A 19188-nucleotide genomic window follows, 5' to 3' on the forward strand; every position below is an offset into this window, starting at 1 on the left:
GGAGACGCCCATGCTGAGAGTGCTCCGCGCCATTGTCCTGTATCTCGTGTTCATGTTCCTGACCGTCTTGGTCGTGGCCTGGGCGATGCCGGACGCGCCGGTGCTGCTGCAGCTGGCGCTGTTTTTCGGAGTTCCCGCCTGGTTGGTCCGCCGCAGCACGCGTAGGCGGGCTGCGCCAGAGACCGCCGCGTCGCCCGCCGCGCCTGCGGCCGATGCGGCACCGCCCGGGCCGCAAAGGGATCCCGAAACGCTGGAGGAATTCGAGGAGGCTCGGGCGCGGGAACCGGCCCTGCGATGGATCGGCGGGGCGCGGGCCGATGGCAAGGCGCCTCGGCCTTCGGCGGCCGATGCGCGGCCAGCAAGCCAGGCCGCCGCGCCTTGGGGTTCGGCAGGACAGCCGGCGAAAGGGGGGTGGGTGCCTCCGGGCGGCCAGGTGGTCGTGGCGGGACGGACGATCGGCGGCATGATCTATGCCGGGGCGCCTTCTGGGCAGGCAGGGCGGTCGCGGGCGTGGATCGATCCTGCGCTGCCGGCAGGCGCCAGCGGGCGCGACAAGGCCGGCGAGGATCTGCCCTATTGGCCGGCCTATGCCGCCCTCCCGCCGCGCAGCCGGGCAACCTATCTCGACTGGCTGGCAGGCGGGCGGGCGAGTGCCGACTATGATGTCGGCTACATGTTCCTGTATTTTTATGGACTCGAGCGGCGGTTCCTGTGCGACGACCCGGCAGAGGATGAGCGCCACGTCATCCGGGCCGAGGTTGCCCGGCTCATGGCGCTTTACCCTGACAGCGGTTCCGCCCGGCGCTATCTGGGCGAATTCCTGCAACTGGCCTGCTGCATGATGGATGACGCCGGCACGACCCCGCCCGAGGTCGAGGGCGGCTGGGAGCTGCCTCTTGCGCTGCGCTTTGCCCTGGGCCGGCGGATCGCCGCGGGCGAGCCGCTGGATGCCCGATGGCTGCTGGCGTGGTTGAAGGCCCATCCCGAAGGCAGCCTGCGCACCCCGGCGCGGCGATGCGCGGCCGAGTTCGACGCCCTGTTCCGGATCCTGTTCGACAGGCGCTTCCCGCAGGGACTGCAGGTGCGGGCGCCGCGCAAGGCGCTCAGCGTGACCTACCGCGCCGCTTCGGGCGAATTCGACTTCGAGTTCGCTCCGAAGATCGCGGGTCGCGCGGTTCCCGACATCACCGGCCTGCACAAGCCGATCGAGATCGCGCAGGAAATCGCGGAAGAGGCCTGCGAGGCCCTGGACAAGTTCAGCCGTTATCTGGGCCGCAATCCCGAGGGACGCGGGTCGTTGGAGGCCCAGGCCCTTCTGCCCATCGAGCTGGCGTCGGCCTTTCCCTCCGATCAGCTCGACGCGCTGCGCGACTGGGTGCGCGGGATCGTCGCAGGCGATGGTCTTGTCCCTGTCAGCGCCTTGCTGACCCGTCTCGAAGGGCAGGTCGGACCAAAGCTTGCGCGCCGGCAACTGACCGATGCGGCGGATGCGCTGGCGCGGATCGGTTTCGGCCTGGCGCCGGATCCGCGTTTTGCCCTGCGCGCGCCGCGGCTTGATGAGCCGGTGGTGCTGTTCGAATTGCCGCGGCCGGTGGCCCGGCTGGAGGACGTGGGCGAAGAATTCCGGAGCGGGCTGTTGCAGATCGCGCTGGGCTGCGTCGTCGCACAAGCGGACGGACAGGTCTCGCCCGACGAAGAGCGGGCGCTGCGGGCACAGCTTGACGAGATCGCGGGCCTGACCGAGGTCGAGCGCATCATGCTGAAGGCCAATCTGGACTGGTTCCTGGCGGTGCCGCCGGACATGGTGCAGTTGCGCGGCCGCATGAAGGAGGTCGGCACGGGACAAGAGGAAAACCTGCGCCGCGCCGTCGTCTCGGTCACCCATGCCGATGGCGCCGTCGCCGCGGCCGAAGTGGCGGGCGTCGAGCGGATCTATCGCGCCCTGGGCCTGGACCCGGCGCATGTCTATTCCGACCTCCATGCCGGCGGGACCCCGGACGAGCCGGTGCGCGTCCGCGATGCCGACCCCGCACCCGACGCCGAGGCGATCCCGTCCGCGCGCCGCAGCAGCGGCCTTGACCCCGAACGGATTGCGGCCATCCGCGCCGATACCGCCCGCGCCTCGGCGGTGCTGGGCCAGATTTTTGCCGCCGAGCCGGAAGCGCCCGAGCCTTCGGCAACGGATGCGCCGCAAGCCTTGCCGGGACTGGACCTGCGTCTTACCGCCCTGCTTGGCGACCTGATCGGATCGGAACGCTGGTCCGAGGCAGCGTTCTCGGACTTGGTCCAGCGCCACGGGCTGATGCCGGCCGGGGCGCTGGAGGCCCTGAACGAATGGGCATGGAATTGCTATGACGAGGCGCTGATCGAGGAATATGACGGCTATGAGGTCTCGACCACGCTGATCGGGCGGATCAAGGCGGAACTGACAGGGAAGGGAATGTGATGTCCAAGCTGAAACCGCGTGAACGCGATGCCATTGTCCAGGCCCTGCGCGCCGGGGTGGTGCCGCGGCTGGGCCTGCGGCATATCCAGGTCGGCCGCGCCCGCGAGATCGAAGAGATCCTGCGCGACATGGACCGGATTGCCGGCGGCGGCGCGTCGATCCGTTTCATCATCGGTGATTACGGCTCGGGCAAGACGTTCTTCATGAACCTTGCGCGGCTGGTTGCCCTGGAAAAGGGCATGGTCGTCATGTTTGCCGACCTGGCCCCGGATCGGCGGCTGCATGCGACCGCAGGCCAGGCGCGCAACCTTTATGCGGAAATGGCGCGCAATCTGGCCACGCGGACGAAGCCCGATGGCGGGGCGCTGGCCAGCGTCGTCGAACGCTTCGTTTCGCAAGCCCATCAGGAGGCGGACGACCGCGACCTGTCCACCACCGCGGTCATCCGCGAAAAGCTGGCCCATTTCGAGGAACTGACCGGCGGGTTCGACTTTGCGCAGGTGATCCGCCGCTACTGGGAGGGCCATGAGGCAGGCGACGAGGACCTGAAATCCGCGGCGCTGCGCTGGCTGCGCGGCGAATTTGCCACGCGCACCGATGCACGCAAGGCCTTGGGCGTGCGCGGCATCGTCGATGACGCCAGCGTCTACGACCATCTCAAGCTGATGTCGGAATTCGTACTTGCTGCCGGTTACAAGGGCCTGCTTGTCGGCTGGGACGAGATGGTGAACCTGTTCAAACTGAATTCGGCGCAGGCGCGGAATGCGAATTATGAACAGGTGTTGCGCATCCTGAACGATGTGCTTCAGGGCAGTGCCCGCCACCTGGGCTTCCTGATGGGCGGAACGCCGGAGTTCCTGATGAACACCCGCCGCGGGCTTTACAGTTACGAAGCCCTGCAGTCGCGCCTCGCCGCCAACAGCTTCGCGCGCGAGGGGCTGGTCGATCTGTCGGGCCCGGTCATCCGCCTGACGAACCTGACGCAGGAAGACCTGTTCGTGCTGCTGTGCAATGTCCGCGCCGTCATGCAGGGCGATGGCGAGACCTTGCCAGACGAGGCGCTGGAGGCCTTCATGGCCCATTGCCAGGAACGCATCGGCGAGGCCTATTTCCGTACGCCACGCAACACGGTCACGGCTTTCGTCAATATGCTGGCGGTTCTGGAGCAGAACCCCGGGCTGGTCTGGACGGATCTGATCGCGCAACTCGACCTGCGCGAGGACACGGGGGAGGACATGGCCGATGTCGATGAAAGCACGGGTGGCACACCCCCCGAGGACGACCTTGCCAGCTTCCGGCTCTAGGCGCGGCGCGGCATGACGCCGGCCTTCGATCGCCTGTCGCGCCCGGTGCAAAAGTGGATCAGGGCGCAGGGCTGGACCGGGTTGCGTCCATTGCAGGCCGAGGCCATAGGCGCGATCATGGACGGGACGGCGGATCTGGTGGTGACGGCCTCGACCGCCGGCGGCAAGACCGAGGCCGCGTTCCTGCCGCTGATCTCGCAGGTGCTGGACGACCCGCAGGCGGGTGCCGGGTTCGACCTGCTGTATCTTGGCCCGCTGAAGGCGCTGATAACCGATCAGGCCCGACGCCTGGACGGCATGTGCCACGAAACCGGCCTGCCCGTGGTTCCCTGGCATGGCGACATCGCGGGCGGCATCAAGACGAGGGCGTTGAAGAATCCGCGCGGCATCCTGCTGATCACCCCGGAATCGCTCGAGGCGCTGTTCATCCGGCGTGGCAATGAAATCCCCGGACTGTTCGGCGCATTGCGGGCGGTGGTGATCGACGAGCTGCACAGCGTGCTGGACAGCGAGCGCGGGGTGCAGATGCGGTCGCTGCTGAACCGCATCGAAAGCCGGCTGGGCCGCCCCTTGCGTCGGATCGGCCTGTCGGCCACGCTGGGCGACATCGGCCTGGCCCGCGCCTATCTGCGCCCGGACGATCCGGGCGGGGTCGGGCATGTTGCCGCGACCGGCGGCGGATCGGAATTGCGTGTGCAGCTTCGCGGCTATGTCGCGGGCGGCCCCGATCCTGATGAGCCGGCGGCTGCCGATCTGGTCGCCGGACACCTGTTCCAAAAGCTTCGCGGCAGCAGCAACCTGGTGTTTGCCGGCAGCCGCGAACGGGTCGAGATCTATGCCGACAAGCTGCGCCAGCTGTGCGACGCGGCGGGATTGCCGCAGGAATTTCATGCCCATCACGCCAGCCTGTCGCGCGAGCACCGCGATTTCGTCGAGCGGCGGCTCAAGGACGGGCGACTGCCGACCACGGCGATCTGCACCTCGACGCTGGAACTGGGGATCGACATCGGTGACGTGACCTGCGTGGCCCAGATCGGCGCACCATTCAGCGTCGCCTCGCTGAGGCAGCGCCTTGGCCGATCCGGACGTCGCGCCGGTCAGCCGGCCATCCTGCGGCAATATGTGATCGAGGCATGGCCGCGCCCGGACGCCAACCTGGCGGATCGGCTGCGGCTTGATCTGGTGCGTGCCGTCGCGATGATCGACCTGCTGATCGAAGGATGGTGCGAACCGCCGGCGCCCCAGGCGCTGCATCTGTCGACGCTGGTCCACCAGATCCTGTCGGTGATCGCCGAGCGCGGCGGCGCGACGGCTGCGGGTCTGCACCGCCTGCTCTGCCGGGAAGGCCCGTTCCGCAGTGTCGATGCCGCGCTTTTCCAGCAGGTCCTGCGCGCCATCGGCCACCCGGACACCGCCCTGATCGAGCAGGCCGGCAACGGCATCCTGCTCTTGGGACGCCGGGGCGAAAAGCTGGTCGAGCACTACAGCTTTTACGCCGTTTTCCAGACGCCCGAGGAATACAGCCTGCAGAACGGCGCCGAGAAACTCGGCACATTGCCCGTGCACAATATTCTTGCACCGGGCTCGTTGATGATCTTCTCGGGTCGACGCTGGCAGGTGCGCGAGATTCACGCCGAAGCGCGGGTGATCGTGGTGGATCCGGCCAAGGCCGGCGTTGTACCTGATTTCGATAGCAGCCCGGGTCTGATCCACGACCGCGTGATCCAGCGGATGTTCCATATCCTTGGCGATCGCGCGGTGCCGGTCTATCTTGAACCGCTTGCCGTCGCGCTGCTGGAACAGGCGCGAAGCAGCTATTCGGCGCTGGGCAGCGAGCGCATCCATGAACTTTCGCCAATGGCTTTTCTGCTGATGACGCGACGGGGAACGGTCGCCTCGACCACGCTGGCGCTCGCGCTGCAATCCGTGGGCTTCCGGGTGCACCCCTATGACGGCGTTCTGGAGGTTCTGGCCACCGACGCCACCCCCGATCTGCGCGCCTTCCTGACCGGCATCGCCCGGGGCGCCAGCGTGGACCTCTTCGCCCATGACCCGCCCTTGTGCTTCGAGAAGTTCCATCCCTTTCTGACCCGACGGCTGCTGGAGCAGGACGCGTCGTCCTCGCGGGTCGATCTGGCTGCGCTTGCAGGCCTTTGCAAAGAGCTGACGGATTGAAGGCCGACAGCCGTGGCGCGGCGGGGGGGACTGCGCCCCTGTCTCTCGGCCACGGAATCCTGGAACTGGACAGGCGCTCCATTCGGTGGCCACATCCCGTCATTTCCGGCAGCCGGGGGCCGGTGGTCCTGTCAGATAACCGTGCCTCTCTCGCCCACCGTTTTCGCCGCCTTGACGATTTTGGCCATGATCATTCTGCTCGGCGCAGAACAATCCCCCTTGCCCTCCCTCTCCTGCAATCGGATCAATACGCGGTTGTCAGGTGTCACTTTTACCTTGCTCCTGTCACAGTGCTGGGCATGAGTTGTGTAGGCACGCCGCCCCTGGCGCTGCTGCAGGTTCCGGACTTCGCCCGCCGGTGGGGATGTATTCGCTTCCGATCGCCGGATACCGGCCAAACACCGTCAGTCCATCAATTCCGTATGCCAGTTCGCCTCCTGAATTCGAGAATCGAGATCACGCAATTCCTTCGCCAGCGCATCGGCCGTCTTTTGTATCTGCGCCACCGATATCATTGGACGCCAGCGCACCTCGCTGCGCGTGCCGACCATCCATGTCAGCGTGGCCTCTTCGGCAAGATCCCGATAGGCGCCTTGTCGCAGCCGCAACACGTCGCGGGCAGCCAGCGCATCGGTCAGGACACCGCCGTCGAAGGCCGTCCGGTTGTTGGTGCGGTTGATCCGGGCGATCATGCGCTGCAGATCCGCCGCGAGCCGGTCATGCTCGGCCAGAAGGCTGGCCGGATCCTCGGCGGCTTCATCGCCCTCCTGCACCTTGGCATTGCGCAGCAAACGGGCTTTCAACTGCTCCAGGCGCTTTGTCATATCGCTGCGCTGGACCAGCGCTTCGGCGAGCTTCATGGTCATCTTCCCCCTATTCGGCGTTGCAGGCAGGATGTTCCGCCGATGTTGATCTGTCCGATGTCCGCTGGGTTCTAGCCGCCTCATGCGTCATTTTCGGACGTGTCGCAGAAACCGGGGGCTTTTACGGCCGGCACCATATCGCGATATTGGTCGTGCCCCCCAGTCGAGAGGTTCCCGCATGGCCCATTTCTTTACCGCCTGTCAACGGCGGAGTAAAACCCGGCCACGCGGCGGCGCAAAAGTCTGCCAGTTAGCGGCACAAGCACGGAACGTCGGGAGGGCGTAGCCCGACCAGAGTTCCGTGCTTGTGCCGTTGGTATTTTTTGAAAGGGGTCAGCCGGCCTTTCGGGCGCGGCTTTGGGCGAGACGATAGCTCTGGCCATTCATTTCGAGAATGCTGACGTGGTGGGTCAGCCTGTCGAGAAGCGCGCCGGTGAGGCGTTCGGAGCCGAATGTCTCGGTCCATTCGTCAAAAGGCAGATTGCTGGTGATCAGGGTCGATCCGCGCTCGTAGCGTTGCGAGATCAGTTCGAACAGCAGCTCGGCGCCGGTCTTCGACAGCGGCACGAAGCCGAGTTCATCGATGATGAGCAGCTTGTATCCTGCCATCTGCTTCTGGAAGCGCAGCAGGCGGCGCTCGTCGCGGGCCTCCATCATCTCGCTGACCAGGGCCGCGGCGGTGGTGAAGCCGACGGACAGGCCCTTCTGGCAGGCGGCCAGACCAAGGCCGAGCGAGATGTGCGTCTTGCCCGTGCCACTGGGGCCGAGAGCAATAATGTTCTCGCGCCGCTCGATCCATTCGCACCGGGCCAGTTCCAGCACCTGCATCTTGTTGAGCTTCGGGATGGCCGTGAAGTCGAAGCTGTCCAGGCTTTTGACGGCCGGGAACCTGGCGGCCTTGATGCGCCGCTCGACCATCCGCCGTTCCCGGTCGATCAGTTCCAGTTCGACGAGCCGGGCGAGATATCGGACATGGTCCACGCCTTCCGCCGCACATTGCCGGGCCAGTTTCTGGTGTTCTCGCAGGAAGGTCGGCAGTTTCAGCGCCTTGAGGTGATGGGCAAGCAGGATTTCCGGGGCGTCGCTCATGCCACGCCCTCCGCATTGACAGACAGCAGCCGCATGTAGGAGCGGGCCTCGGTCTTCTCGACCGTTGCCCTGGGCAGGTAGGGATAGCAGTCCAGATCCAGCCGGGGTGGCCGGCGCTCCACCCGGCACAACAAGAGATGCTTCACCGCATCGAAGCCGATCGCCCCCATCTGCAGCGCCTGCCTCACGGCCGCATGCAGATCGGCCAGATCGAAGGTTTCCAGAAGCCGCAGGACCTGGACATATTCGCGTCGGCCGTGCCGGTTCATCCGTGCCTCCATCAGCCGGCGCAGGGTGGCGAACTCCTCTGGCAGGTCCCAGTCCTGCAATGGTGCCGCCTGATCCAACGCATTGATCTTCTGCTCGATCAGCGGAAGGTAATGGAGCGGGTCGAAGACGATCTCGTCGCGATCCCAGCACCGGGGATGGCGGGCGATCACTTCGCCCCGGCAGCCGATCACCACCTCATGGATATAGCCCCGGATCCAGACATCCTGATGGCCGTAGGCGACGGGCACCGAGTAATCGTTGGTCTTGTAGCGCACCAGCGATTGCGACGACACGCGGCCGGTCGCCTGATCGCAGGCATCAAAGGGCGCCGCCGGGAGCGGGCGCATCGCGGCGAGATCGCGCTGCAGTCGCTCGCCGATCGTTTCGCTCTCGCCGCGAAGGACATCGTGCTGACGCCGCTTGCAGCGCTCCTCCAGCCAGAGGTTGAATTCTTCCCAACTGGCGAACTCAGGCATCGGCACCATGAAGTTGCGGCGGCAATAGCCCACCAGGCCTTCGACATTGCCTTTGTCGTTCCCCTTGCCAGGGCGGCCATAGCGATCCCGGATCAGGTAATGCGACAGAAACCCGCTGAACAGCGCCGCCCGCTTGCGGGTGCCATCCGGCAGGATCTTCGCCACCAGGCAGCGGTCATTGTCGTAGACGATCGACTGCGGAACCGCCCCAAAAAAGGCAAAGGCATGGACATGACCGTCCACCCAGGCCTCGGCAACCGCCGCCGGATAGGCACGGACGTAGCAGGCGTCGCTATGCGGCAAGTCCAGCACGAAGAAATGCGCCTTCTGTTCGACACCTCCGATCCGAACCATTGCCTCGCCGAAGTCGGCCTGCGCGTGTCCTGGGGGATGCGCCAGCGGCACGAACACCTCCTGGCCCCGCCGCTCACGTTCCCGGATATAATCCTTGATGATCGTGTAGCCGCCGGTGAAACCGCATTCTTCGCGCAGACGGTCAAACACACGCTTCGCCGTATGCCGCTGCTTGCGCGGCATGGTCCGGTCCGCCTCCAGCCAACCCTCGATGATCGGGATGAACGGATCGAGCTTCGGGCGCCTGACCTCGGCCGTCCGCCGGTAGCCCGGAGGAACCGAGAACGTCATCATCTTTGCGACCGTGTCGCGCGATATGTTGAATGTCGTCGCCGCCTGACGCTGGCTCATACCAGCAGCACAGGCCTGACGAACCTTGAGATAGAGTTCCACGCTGTAGATCCTCCCATCCTCCCTGCAGCCGCAGAAAGGGAAAAGGTGGACGACTTTTACGCCGCCCGCAGCAGCACCATGCCGCCGCTAACGTGGACTAATTTCGCACCGCCATTCTCAATTGCGCCGGGCCTCCGCGCGATCCCGGCGGGGCGCAAGGGTGTAGTGGTCTTTAAGGTCGACGATGGCACGAGGGAGGTTCTCGTTTATGCCGTCACCTACGGAAGGGCCGACTGGATCAAGCGGAGGCGATTCAGGGGATAGTGCCGATGCCGGTCGCTATATGGCGGATCCGGTCGTCGGGGTGTTTCGGGTGCGATCTTGGAGGGTGGTATTCCCGAACCGTAATGCTCATGCGGCCAAGGATCCTGCCGGCTGCCAGTCACCTTGGTGCAAAGGCAAGTATTTCTGGAATCGCGCCCCCGCAACCATCGAAACCGACAAACCCGTCGCTCCAACGGCGGGTTGTGCCGTTTTAGCAGTCTTTCCAACGGCTTGCCGCTCCGTCCATTCGAGGATCGTGCGCAGTTCGCCGTGCAGCGTCGCGAAAATCTCGCCGCGTTCCGGGCCGGGCGTCAGCACAATCTTCTCGATCAGCATCCGCAAAGCCGCTGCCGCCTGGGGCCGTTCGTCGGGCTTGGCGAGCGCGGCGGTCAGCGCCGCGACCTTCTTCGCGTAGATCGCCGAGGCGCTCGGCAGCAGGTCCGGCGCATCCTCGGGAATGTCGGCAAGTTGCTCGGTCAGTTCGGCCTTGCGCGCTTCCAGCGCATCCATCTCACCTTTCATGCTCGGATGGAACATGCCTTCCTTGATCGCCTCGATGATGCCCCTGATCTGCTTCTCGACCTTCACCAGTTCGGCCTTCCAGGAATCGCCGTTCGAGCGGCGTTCCCGGTTCAGCCGGTTCGTTTCCTCGGCATAGGCGCGCATCGCCTCGGCAGCCACTTCCGGCGCCATCATCCGTTCTTTCAGGCCGGCGAGAACGCGCCGCTCCAGGTCTTCGCGCAGGATGGTGCGATTGTTGGAGCAGGTGCCCTTGGTCACATGCGTCGAGCAAGCAAAGCGGTCGGAGCCTCGGATGGCGAAGGGGCCGCCACAGCAGCCGCAGAAGATCAGACCCGACAGCAGGGTCTTCGGCCGATGGGTGCCGTTCAGCCGGTTGCGCTTGTGATGAGCGCGGACACCTTCGGCGACATTGGCGTATTTGGCCGAGGTCACGGCCTGCCGCGCCTTCACCGCCTGCCAGAGTTCGTCGTCGACGATCCGCAGGCCGGGAACGTCCTTGACGATCCATTCCGATTCCGGGTTGAGGCGTGAGACGCGTTTTCCGGTCGACGGGTCTTTCAGATAGCGCAGCCGGTTCCAGATCAGGCGGCCGATATAGAGTTCGTTGTTCAGGATGCCCGTGCCGCGCTTCGTATGGCCGTGGATGGTGGTGTCGTTCCAGAGCCGTCCTTCGGGGCCGGGCACGCCTTCCTCGTTCAGCGTCTTTGCTATGACGCGCGGGCTGATGCCTTCGGCATAATCGCGGAGGATGCGCCGCACGACATTGGCCTCGGCCTCGTCGATCTCGCGGTCGCCCCGGATCGGATCGCCGCGCGCGTCGAGTTGCTTGACCACCCTGTAGCCATAGCAAAGCCCGCCGCCCGATTTACCGTCCTCGACGCGGCCACGGATGCCGCGATGCGTCTTGGCGGCAAGGTCTTTGAGGAACAGCGCGTTCATCGTCCCCTTGAGGCCGACATGAAGCTCGCTGATCTCGCCCTCGGCCAGCGTGACGATGGGAACGCCGGCGAACTTCAGATGCTTGAACAGCGTCGCCACATCGGCCTGGTCGCGCGAAATGCGATCCAGCGCCTCGGCCAGCACCATGTCGAACTGTCCCGCCTGCGCGTCCTGCAACAGCATCTGGATGCCGGGGCGCAGGATCATGCTCGAACCCGAGATTCCTGCGTCCTTATAGGTGCCGACGACCTTCAAGCCCTCGCGCCTGGCTTGCTCGCGGCAGATGCGCAGTTGGTCGTCAATCGACGCCTCGCGCTGATTGTCGGAAGAAAAGCGGGCATAGAGGGCAACGCGGGTCATCGGCCGGTCCTTTCAAAACTCCATGGTCAGCGGCGCACGGCGCCGCTCTTCTTCGCGCGGGCCAGTTCGAGGAAGCTGGCCCTGATCTTCGCAAACAGCCCCGGCGGTATGAAACCATAGGCGAACTCGCTCCGCTTGCCGGGAACCGGAGACAGCCCGCCATTGGGCCATTCGTCGATGTTATGCTCCGACACGATCACCCAGCTCGGCGCGTCGTCGAGGCCGATGGCCTGCTTGACCTTCGCCGGGATCTCGATGCCGACCGTATCGCCGGAGGGCGGCGTGTGGGTGATCGGCAGCAGCACCACATGGCGGGGGCGGACAAGCGCATCTGTCGCGGCGACGAGGCAGGCCGGACGGTCCTTGCCCTGATCCTGGCCGGCGGCAGCCTCATGCGTCCAGAGGTAATCGTAGCGCAGGACGAGGCCGGGCTTGGGTTCAGGGATCGCCACGTCGCCCGCCTTACTTCAGCAGATCATCGAGATGGGCGTGTTCGGGGTCCATCTCGGCCCGCTCCACGGCGTCGATCACCACATCGGCGGCGTCCGCCGTGCGATGTGTCCGCTGCGCGGCTGCGCGGAGCCAGTCGTAGTGATCGGCGGTCATCAGCACGAACTCGCGGCGGCCGTGCCGGGTGATCTCCACCGGCTCGCGCTGCGCCTGATGCTGGAACTCGCCGAACTTGCGCTGGAATTCGAGGGAACCGACTGTCGGCATGGCAGGCATCCTTTCGATTGGGATGCCCGAATTATACGTGTAATTCGTGTTATTGCAAGGATGGAGTTACGCATCCTCGCCTGCCGGGCGCTTCTTCTGCGCCTTGCGTTCCAGCGCGATCTTGCGCTCGAACTGCTCGCGGGCGATCTGGCGGCCGATCAGCCGGGCGAGGGACCGGATGGCTGCATCGGCGCGCGCAGGATCGTTCCGGCCCGCTTCCGGCCCTATGACCTCGATGCTGATCCTGTCGCGTTTGGGCGCCATCGTCTCCGAAATTCCCTTGCCCGGAAGGGGCAGGGACCATCGAAGAACCGCTCGCACCTGAAAGGAAAGCCCGGCATCGCAGCCGTGTGGCATATGGGATACTGTAGAGTAAAATAGGGTTGGTCCGTAATCGAAAGGACATCGCGCAATGGAGATCGACAAGAACAAGATCGACGATGCGATTCTTGCGCTGCTCTACCTGACGCTCGACCGAGAAGGCCGCGCCTGGAAGGGATTCGACTGGAGCGCGATGAGCCGGCTGCACGAGAAGGGCTTTATTGGCGATCCCGTCAACAAGGCAAAATCCGTCTGGCTTACCGACAAGGGAATCGCCAGATCGGAACAGCTCTTCCGTGAGATGTTCATGGTCCGAAGTTGAACCCTCTGATCGTGTGCCCCAATGGAAGCGAACAAATCAAGTGAACGGCCTCAGCCGTTGGAAGTAGATGATGGATTTGAGTGAAATTCCCACCTCGACGATAGAGCAGATCGCCATGATGGAGGGCATCCTTATCGCAGCCGCGACCGGAGGCTCTCCAGACAATCATATTTATGAGCACCTGCGTCGTGAGTTCATGGCGGACCCGACCATTCGGGATTTGCTCCCGCAATTCGTGCGCACCTATCGCAACCTCAATGCCTTCTGGCCGTTCATCAAGCACGAGGCTGGGACCTACGCCGAACGCCGCCAGATCATAAGCGGTGCATTCACGCCTTTGATGGATCATCTTGAGGGGCGCAACGCAGCTCCCGGCGATAAGGTGGCGTCGGATGCGTTGGAAACATTTGATGTTGATGGCGTTCACGCCGTTTGGACGAAGGCTATAACCCGCCGCAATACCGACCCCGAGGGAGCGATCACGGTCGCCAGAACCTTGCTCGAAACCGTGACAAAGCGAATCCTCGACAAGTCGGGAGAAGCATATTCCGACAAGGACGATCTGCCGAAACTATACGCCAGCGCGGCAAGGATTCTGAACCTTGCGCCCAACCAGCATACCGAGGAGCCGATCAAAGCGATCCTGGGCGGGGCTATGAATCTCGTGAACGGCATTGGAACGCTAAGAAATCGGTTGTCCGATTCTCATGGGCGCGGGGGGAAATTGCCGGTTAGGCCATCGCCGCGTCATGCAAGCCTGGCGGTCAATACGGCGGGAGCGATAGCGACTTTTCTGGTCGAAACGTTCTTGGAGCGGCAGGGGCGGTAGTCGTCGCTCGCAGTTCTGCCGCACGGGTCAATTTGGAAGCGGCCAATGCCACAATGGCCTCGTGTCGATTCAATGTCGGTTGAGCCGAATCTGTTCCTCGACGGCCTGTTCCAGAATCCGCCGATAGCCGATCTTCGTCATCCATCGGGCGCGGGCGAGATGGCTTTCCCAGCAGCGCCGCGTGCGCGCCGGATCGGCGGCGGGATCACGGTGCAGGACGATCCGCGCAACCTCGGTCCAGTCGGCGCCTTCCTTGTCTGCGTCGAGCAGGCGCAGATAAGTCACGAAATGCTCTTCGTCGTAGGTTGTAATGTCGGGGCCGGTCGGGGCTTCATCATCGACATTGGGGTCCAGTTCCGGCTGGACACGCATCGGTTCGTCTCCCTACTTCTCGGGATGGTGTCCGCGGTGCGCCCCCGCAAACCATCCTTGTCACCCTGGTGATCGGGGAGTTCGAAACCGTACCAGACGGCCCCGTGGCCTTTAGGCGGGTAGCCCTGGACATGCGCCACGGGCTCCCCGACCATAAGGTCAAGGAGTGTGGTGCCATCCTGGCCAGCACCAGCCACTGGTAGGGGTTTCGACGCCCCAGAGCAGCGCGTCTGCTCTGGGGTCCAATCTAGCGGGTCAAACGTGAAATGTCCCGCGGTTTCTGGGGACGAGCCGCGCCATACCGATCATACAGGAACAGCCGCACTGGGCCGATCTTGGGGCGCCGCCTTAGGTCATGTTGACAAATGGCGGATCCATAGCCTGATGCAGGCGACGTCGATGAAGCCGAGAAAGCTTTCGGCGGTTTTGTCGTAGCGGGTTGCAAGCCGACGGCTGTTCTTCAGCTTGTTGAAGCAACGCTCGACCATGTTGCGCAGCGTGTAGATCGTCAGGTCTACAGCCTTGCGCACCTTGCGGTTCTTTCGCATCGGTATCATCGGCAGAGCATTGCGGCTCTCGATGTCTTCTCGAATTTTGTCAGAGTCATAGCCCCTGTCCGCGACCAGAACGGCTGGCTGCGGCAGATTGTCGGCCATCACCAGATCATAGCCGGTGTAGTCGGAATCCTGCCCCGGCGTGATCTCGGTCCTCATCGGGAGACCTGCGCCGTTAACGCGGAGGTGGATCTTGGTCGAGAACCCACCTCTCGAACGGCCAAGAGCCTCTTTTGGAGTCCCCCTTTTGCGCCCGCCGCATGATGATGGGCGCGGATCACAGTACTGTCGACCATCTGCAGCTTGTCCGGCGCAATACCCGCGTGGTTCAACGCATCCAGGATATCCTCCCACAGCCCCGCAAGGGTCCAGCGGCGGAACTGGCGGTAGACAGACGACCACTTTCCGAACTCTTCGGGCAGGTCACGCCATGGCGCACCAGTCCTTGCGATCCAGAAAATACCATCCAGAACAATACGATGATCCGCAGGCTTCCGCCCATTCGGGCGTCTGACGGCGCGAATGAAGCCCTCGAAGAAGGCCCACTCGTCGTCGGATATCAAATTGCGCGCCAAGCTCACCTCCCACGTGGAGATGAGTTTGAATCACAGGGCGCAGCTCAAGAGAACCCCTTTTGTCAACACGGCCTAGGTCGCCACGAGAGAATTGCCCCCATATCGTGCAACGCAATGCCAAACCCACTTCGCCATTTGATAATCGAGCAGATGACTTCGAGCGCGCCATATTGCAACTGGTGTCACTACGCCGCACTCAGCGATTTGGGTAATTGCATCGGCCACAGCAGCACCTCGGAATGTTTCGCAGTTGGCCAGGCAATTCAAAGAAAGTCGAAAGCCGCCGTGCCACTCTACCGCGCACCCGAGCGAGGCTGCTGCTGTTCCGATGCGGGTGCCCTTGAAGGATGGGTCAAGAACGACGGCCTCGACGTCCTCCGGCACACTGAGCGCGCCATGGACATGCGCCTCGATATAGTTGTCGAGAAATGGGTCGAGGTCTAATGCGTTTTCCTCTGCGAGAACGATGAGCGGACGAACGTCATCGACGGCATAGTGGTGAGGCTCCCAATAACTGTCTGGATAGCAGAATGAGGTTCGCGAGCGGACGTGCGAGGCTAGACGAATATGGCATGAGCCAAACCGGCGAGACCCGCCGGCGGGGTCATGGCGATAGTTCAAGGCCCCATACTTTGGGCGCAGCGACGGGTGAGCGTTATCATAGGCGCCGCCGAACACCCGGCTTTCCCAACTCCAGCGGTCTCCGCCTTCATAGGCTGTGAGACCACCACTGCTGGTACCAGTCTCGAATTGTGATCGATAGGTTCCGTGCCGCGCGATGAGATCAATAACCAAAGCGCCGCTGACGGTGACATCAGGGTGGAAGTTTAACGTGATTGGGTAGGATACGTCTTCTGCGCCATGCGGACTTTTTTGACGTAGATGCGCCAGAGCTCGTCCGACCGGGCTAGTTATCTCGGAACCAACTGAACTTCCCGAATAAGCGGTCTTCATAATCACGGCCAACCCAAATCCCCAGAACCCCTGTGGCGGTTTCCAAACCTTTCATCAAAAGTGGCTTCGGGGATGTTGAGGCAATCGATGCGCTTACCTGATTACGCTCACTCTGGTCCGCACACGCAGTGCTGCTGATGAGCATCCTACGGCCGATGCCGTCCGAGCCAGAGGGTGACTATCGTTGCTGAAGGGCCAAGCGAACGCTAAGGCCACAGTAGATTCCCCCGACCACCTTGCTCTGCCATTTCAGGACGACCGGATGACGGCGAACGAAGGCACCGAGACTACCGGCGCCAATTGCGAAAACAATCGTGCTCACGAAGCCGAGAACAGCGAAAAGCACTCCCAAGATCATTAGCTGCATGAAGACCGCACCGTTTTCGGGGTGGACGAACTGTGGTAGGAATGCCAGGAAGAACAGTGCGGTTTTAGGGTTGAGGACTTCGGCAAGAATGCCTTGGCGGAATGCTTGGGAAGCGGAAAGGCGGATTTGATCCTGCCCCGGCATCGTTGGCGTTTTGTCCAGGATCGCCTTGATGCCGAGGTAGAAGAGATAGGCCGCGCCCGCATACTTGATTATGCTGAACAAGGTCGCTGAGGCCGCAATGATCGCGGAAATCCCTACGACTGCAAAGACAGTGTGAATGATGTCGCCGGCCGTTATTCCGGCTCCGGTCGCTATGCCGACTTTAGTGCCTGAGGTCGATGCTCGTGCAAGAGTGAGAAGCGTCGCCGGCCCCGGAATGAAGACGAAGCCAAGAACAATTGCGCAATATGTAAGCAGCGTCGCGGGATCGATCATACTGTAGTCTCCTGAGCTCAGCACCATCAAGCATCATTTGCTTTTGGTACGCAACCGCGTTTTGGTGTTATGTTCGGCAAGTGCCACGATGCTCTTCTCTGGAGCAATGCCAAGCTGCCCATGTCACCTTGATTTTCGTGCCTGGGCTTCTGCGGTAAGATGCCATAGTGAGTGGACTGGTGAGGTCAGCATAGCCATCGCCACAGCCGTTTCCAGTGCTATGTAGCTGGGTTCTTCCGCGACGCCGACTCTGTCGATGTTACCTCACCAGTAGGACGTGGTCGGATCAGTTGCAAAGTCAGCGACATGGTCCAGTGGATATTCGCTGTGAAGACTTCGGAGGAGAATGTGCGCGGATACAAACAGGTTGCCTGGGTTCGCTTTATTCCACTGCTTTTTGCGGTGGTAGGAATGCCCCTCGTGCTCAAGATGGTCCCGCCGAACCCGTTTTACGGGGTGCGCACGGAAACCACCTTGGCCTCGGCATCAGTTTGGTACAAGGCAAATTTCTGGGCTGGCCTGGTCGCAGTTGTTTTGGGCTTGTTTGCGGCGGGTGCGAACGCCGCTATTCATAGATCCGCGTCCATACCGGACAACATGAAGATGCTCATGACAGTATCTGCAACTGTCGTCGTTGCGGGAGCGATGGCTGTTGCAGGCATAATCGCCTCGTGACGCTTGGAGTGGTACGTTGATCAGCGCCGCTGAAGACGGGGAAGTCTTTTGCTTTCAGCAAGCACTTGATCGCGCGTCCTCGCTCCTGCGTACTCACCCTCGCATCGTCTTCATGATGTGCGGGATAGCAGGATCAGGGAAGACAACCTTCGCCCAAGCATTAGAGGGCATGGGCTGCCGACGGCTATCTATAGATGAGGAAATTTGGCGCACCTACGGTCGCTTTGGTGTCGACTATCCTGAGGATGAATATCCCATCTTGCAGTCTTCGGCAGAGAAGATACTGCGCGAGCAACTCGTTGAAATGCTGCGGACGGGGACAAAGGCGGTGATCGACTTCAGTTTCTGGAAATCCCAAACACGAGCCGACTACCGCGAGCTCGTGCATCGCAGTGATCACCATTGCCAAATCGTATTTCTGAAAGTTCCAGAGAATGTGCTGCGGGAGCGATTAATTAATAGAGCTTCCCGTCGCGATGCTAATGCGGCCTTTCCAATTACAGACGATCTCCTACAGCGCTACATCCAAGGTTTTGAGCCTCCCTCCGGTCAAGATGCGTGGACCGTAGAATAATCCATTGTCAAAGACTCTTGTGGGCAAGTCAGGTCGTCTCTTTTCGCTCGTCAACTCCACTGAAGCATATTCCGTTGATATCGACCACATCTCCAGGTTTGGCCAGTCCGGTGCGAACGGTTGGCCACGCGTCGGGCCAGATTACTAAGGGCGCTGCCCTCGCGCGGCACAAGGAAACTCTCCGGCCTTTCGCGGCATAAACGGCCCGCTCCCCGCAAGCGGGTCCCCTCCATTTATTCCACGGTGCCAGAGACTTACCTTGCACCTTGCTACCCCGGTCTCGCCGACGGGCAAGGGTTCAGGAGCGGCGCTTCGCTTCTCTGAACCCCCAACCCCGAAGGAAGAAAGACGATGACCGGAACCGCCAACACCCCCCGCAACGTGATTTTCAAGGCCGATTGCATCCAGGCGATGCGCTCTTTCAACAGGGGAGCGGTTGATTTCATCCTGACCGATCCGCCCTATCTGGTGAACTATCGGGACCGCAGCGGCAGGAAGGTTGCGAACGACGACAACGCCCGCTGGCTTCGCCCCGCCTTCAACCAGATGCACCGCGTCTTGAAGGACGGCGGTTTCTGCATCAGCTTCTACGGCTGGAACAAGGTCGATTTGTTCATGGACGCATGGAAGGCGGCAGGCTTCCGCGTCGTCGGGCATATCGTTTTCCGCAAGCGTTATGCGTCCTCGGCGAAGTTTCTGCGCTACCAGCACGAACAGGCTTACTTGCTGGCGAAGGGCAATGTTCTTCTGCCCGAAAATCCCATCCCGGACGTGATCGACTTCCCATATGCGGGCAACAAGCTGCATCCGACGCAAAAGCCGGTCGAGGCGTTGCGCCCGTTGATCGAGGCTTTCACGAAGCCCGGCGACCTCGTGCTGGACCCGTTCAGCGGCAGCGGCTCCACACTGGCGGCGGCGCAGCAACTCGGCCGTGACTGGATCGGCATCGAACTGGACAGCCGGCACCACCAGACGGCCAGTAGACGGCTTGCATGGATGCAGCAGCAGAACGGAAGGGCGGCGGCATGAGCCGCC

At 62.7% G+C, this 19188-nt stretch carries 19 protein-coding genes; 8 read left to right on the plus strand and 11 right to left on the minus strand.

What is annotated here, in order from left to right; genetic code table 11:
• Positions 1-10: 10 nt before the first annotated feature.
• Genes E3U25_RS01650 through E3U25_RS01660 form a run of 3 tightly spaced genes read left to right on the plus strand, consistent with a single transcriptional unit; the run spans position 11 to position 5925 of the window.
• The gene (locus E3U25_RS01650) at positions 11-2446 is read left to right on the plus strand and encodes a tellurite resistance TerB family protein (protein ID WP_166435473.1); all 2436 of its coding nucleotides are present in this window, start codon (positions 11-13) and stop codon (positions 2444-2446) included.
• Positions 2446-3750, plus strand: a complete 1305-nt coding sequence (locus E3U25_RS01655; RefSeq protein WP_116221595.1) for an ATP-binding protein — start codon at positions 2446-2448, stop codon at positions 3748-3750. Before E3U25_RS01650 ends, E3U25_RS01655 begins: the two co-directional genes overlap by 1 nt.
• Positions 3751-3762: 12 nt before the next feature.
• The gene (locus E3U25_RS01660) at positions 3763-5925 is read left to right on the plus strand and encodes a DEAD/DEAH box helicase (RefSeq protein ID WP_116221596.1); all 2163 of its coding nucleotides are present in this window, start codon (positions 3763-3765) and stop codon (positions 5923-5925) included.
• Positions 5926-6329: 404 nt separating this feature from the next.
• On the opposite strand, the gene E3U25_RS01665 is transcribed toward E3U25_RS01660, so the two are convergent.
• From E3U25_RS01665 to E3U25_RS01695, 7 genes are all read right to left on the minus strand, one after another.
• Complete coding sequence (locus E3U25_RS01665; RefSeq protein WP_116221769.1) at positions 6330-6785, minus strand: DIP1984 family protein; 456 nt, start codon at positions 6783-6785, stop codon at positions 6330-6332.
• Between the two features lie 336 nt (positions 6786-7121).
• A complete protein-coding gene (istB, locus tag E3U25_RS01670; protein WP_116220987.1) occupies positions 7122-7877 on the minus strand; it encodes an IS21-like element ISPve1 family helper ATPase IstB in 756 nt (251 codons plus the stop codon).
• A complete protein-coding gene (istA, locus tag E3U25_RS01675; RefSeq protein ID WP_116220988.1) occupies positions 7874-9370 on the minus strand; it encodes an IS21-like element ISPve1 family transposase in 1497 nt (498 codons plus the stop codon). Before istA ends, istB begins: the two co-directional genes overlap by 4 nt.
• A 351-nt stretch (positions 9371-9721) precedes the next feature.
• Complete coding sequence (locus E3U25_RS01680; protein ID WP_116221597.1) at positions 9722-11455, minus strand: recombinase family protein; 1734 nt, start codon at positions 11453-11455, stop codon at positions 9722-9724.
• 26 nt (positions 11456-11481) lie between these two features.
• A complete protein-coding gene (locus E3U25_RS01685; RefSeq protein WP_116221598.1) occupies positions 11482-11907 on the minus strand; it encodes a hypothetical protein in 426 nt (141 codons plus the stop codon).
• 10 nt (positions 11908-11917) lie between these two features.
• Entirely contained in the window at positions 11918-12172 is a 255-nt protein-coding gene (locus E3U25_RS01690; protein WP_036703366.1) for a type II toxin-antitoxin system prevent-host-death family antitoxin, read from the minus strand.
• Between the two features lie 66 nt (positions 12173-12238).
• A complete protein-coding gene (locus E3U25_RS01695) occupies positions 12239-12436 on the minus strand; it encodes a hypothetical protein (protein ID WP_116221599.1) in 198 nt (65 codons plus the stop codon).
• A 148-nt stretch (positions 12437-12584) separates the two neighbouring features.
• On the opposite strand from E3U25_RS01695, the gene E3U25_RS01700 reads away from it, so the two are divergent.
• Positions 12585-12815, plus strand: coding sequence for a DUF6429 family protein (locus E3U25_RS01700; RefSeq protein ID WP_116221600.1), 231 nt, complete (start codon positions 12585-12587; stop codon positions 12813-12815).
• 70 nt (positions 12816-12885) lie between these two features.
• Positions 12886-13644: an abortive infection family protein gene (locus E3U25_RS01705; protein WP_244295082.1), complete on the plus strand. Its 759-nt coding sequence runs from the start codon at positions 12886-12888 to the stop codon at positions 13642-13644.
• Between the two features lie 69 nt (positions 13645-13713).
• On the opposite strand, the gene E3U25_RS01710 is transcribed toward E3U25_RS01705, so the two are convergent.
• The 4 genes from E3U25_RS01710 to E3U25_RS01725 all read right to left on the minus strand — a co-directional run bounded on the left by E3U25_RS01710 (position 13714) and on the right by E3U25_RS01725 (position 16904).
• Entirely contained in the window at positions 13714-14016 is a 303-nt protein-coding gene (locus E3U25_RS01710; protein WP_116221602.1) for a DNA -binding domain-containing protein, read from the minus strand.
• 353 nt (positions 14017-14369) lie between these two features.
• Positions 14370-15151, minus strand: a protein-coding gene (locus tag E3U25_RS01715) for an IS5-like element ISPbe2 family transposase (protein ID WP_116220537.1) whose coding sequence is annotated in 2 segments (ribosomal slippage) — positions 14370-14821 and positions 14821-15151 — 783 coding nt in all. Because the reading frame shifts where the segments join, the coding sequence is not laid out codon by codon here.
• Positions 15152-15217: 66 nt separating this feature from the next.
• On the minus strand, positions 15218-16099 hold the full coding sequence (locus E3U25_RS01720; RefSeq protein ID WP_116221603.1) for a DUF3626 domain-containing protein: 882 nt from the start codon (positions 16097-16099) through the stop codon (positions 15218-15220).
• Positions 16100-16277: 178 nt separating this feature from the next.
• A complete protein-coding gene (locus tag E3U25_RS01725) occupies positions 16278-16904 on the minus strand; it encodes a LysE family translocator (RefSeq protein ID WP_116221770.1) in 627 nt (208 codons plus the stop codon).
• A 327-nt stretch (positions 16905-17231) separates the two neighbouring features.
• Between E3U25_RS01725 and E3U25_RS01730 the strand changes: the two genes are divergently transcribed.
• From E3U25_RS01730 to E3U25_RS01740, 3 genes are all read left to right on the plus strand, one after another.
• Positions 17232-17579 carry an SdpI family protein gene (locus E3U25_RS01730; protein WP_166435474.1) on the plus strand — a complete coding sequence of 116 codons (348 nt, stop codon included), beginning with the start codon at positions 17232-17234 and terminating at the stop codon, positions 17577-17579.
• A 16-nt stretch (positions 17580-17595) separates the two neighbouring features.
• Positions 17596-18153 (plus strand): P-loop nucleotide/nucleoside kinase family protein, encoded by a 558-nt coding sequence (locus E3U25_RS01735; RefSeq protein WP_208861570.1) that lies wholly within the window; start codon positions 17596-17598, stop codon positions 18151-18153.
• Between the two features lie 351 nt (positions 18154-18504).
• On the plus strand, positions 18505-19182 hold the full coding sequence (locus E3U25_RS01740) for a DNA methyltransferase (RefSeq protein ID WP_116221605.1): 678 nt from the start codon (positions 18505-18507) through the stop codon (positions 19180-19182).
• The last annotated feature ends 6 nt before the right edge of the window (positions 19183-19188 follow it).

The sequence above is a fragment of the Paracoccus versutus genome (assembly GCF_029909795.1).
Lineage (GTDB): Bacteria > Pseudomonadota > Alphaproteobacteria > Rhodobacterales > Rhodobacteraceae > Paracoccus > Paracoccus versutus.

Coding starts and splice junctions, on each gene's coding strand:
- E3U25_RS01650 (WP_166435473.1), top strand. CDS start 11: ATGCTGAGAGTGCTCCGCGCCATTGTCCTGTATCTCGTGTTCATGTTC.
- E3U25_RS01655 (WP_116221595.1), top strand. CDS start 2,446: ATGTCCAAGCTGAAACCGCGTGAACGCGATGCCATTGTCCAGGCCCTG.
- E3U25_RS01660 (WP_116221596.1), top strand. CDS start 3,763: ATGACGCCGGCCTTCGATCGCCTGTCGCGCCCGGTGCAAAAGTGGATC.
- E3U25_RS01665 (WP_116221769.1), bottom strand. CDS start 6,785: ATGAAGCTCGCCGAAGCGCTGGTCCAGCGCAGCGATATGACAAAGCGC.
- istB (WP_116220987.1), bottom strand. CDS start 7,877: ATGAGCGACGCCCCGGAAATCCTGCTTGCCCATCACCTCAAGGCGCTG.
- E3U25_RS01680 (WP_116221597.1), bottom strand. CDS start 11,455: ATGACCCGCGTTGCCCTCTATGCCCGCTTTTCTTCCGACAATCAGCGC.
- E3U25_RS01690 (WP_036703366.1), bottom strand. CDS start 12,172: ATGCCGACAGTCGGTTCCCTCGAATTCCAGCGCAAGTTCGGCGAGTTC.
- E3U25_RS01695 (WP_116221599.1), bottom strand. CDS start 12,436: ATGGCGCCCAAACGCGACAGGATCAGCATCGAGGTCATAGGGCCGGAA.
- E3U25_RS01700 (WP_116221600.1), top strand. CDS start 12,585: ATGGAGATCGACAAGAACAAGATCGACGATGCGATTCTTGCGCTGCTC.
- E3U25_RS01705 (WP_244295082.1), top strand. CDS start 12,886: ATGGATTTGAGTGAAATTCCCACCTCGACGATAGAGCAGATCGCCATG.
- E3U25_RS01710 (WP_116221602.1), bottom strand. CDS start 14,016: ATGCGTGTCCAGCCGGAACTGGACCCCAATGTCGATGATGAAGCCCCG.
- E3U25_RS01720 (WP_116221603.1), bottom strand. CDS start 16,099: ATGAAGACCGCTTATTCGGGAAGTTCAGTTGGTTCCGAGATAACTAGC.
- E3U25_RS01725 (WP_116221770.1), bottom strand. CDS start 16,904: ATGATCGATCCCGCGACGCTGCTTACATATTGCGCAATTGTTCTTGGC.
- E3U25_RS01740 (WP_116221605.1), top strand. CDS start 18,505: ATGACCGGAACCGCCAACACCCCCCGCAACGTGATTTTCAAGGCCGAT.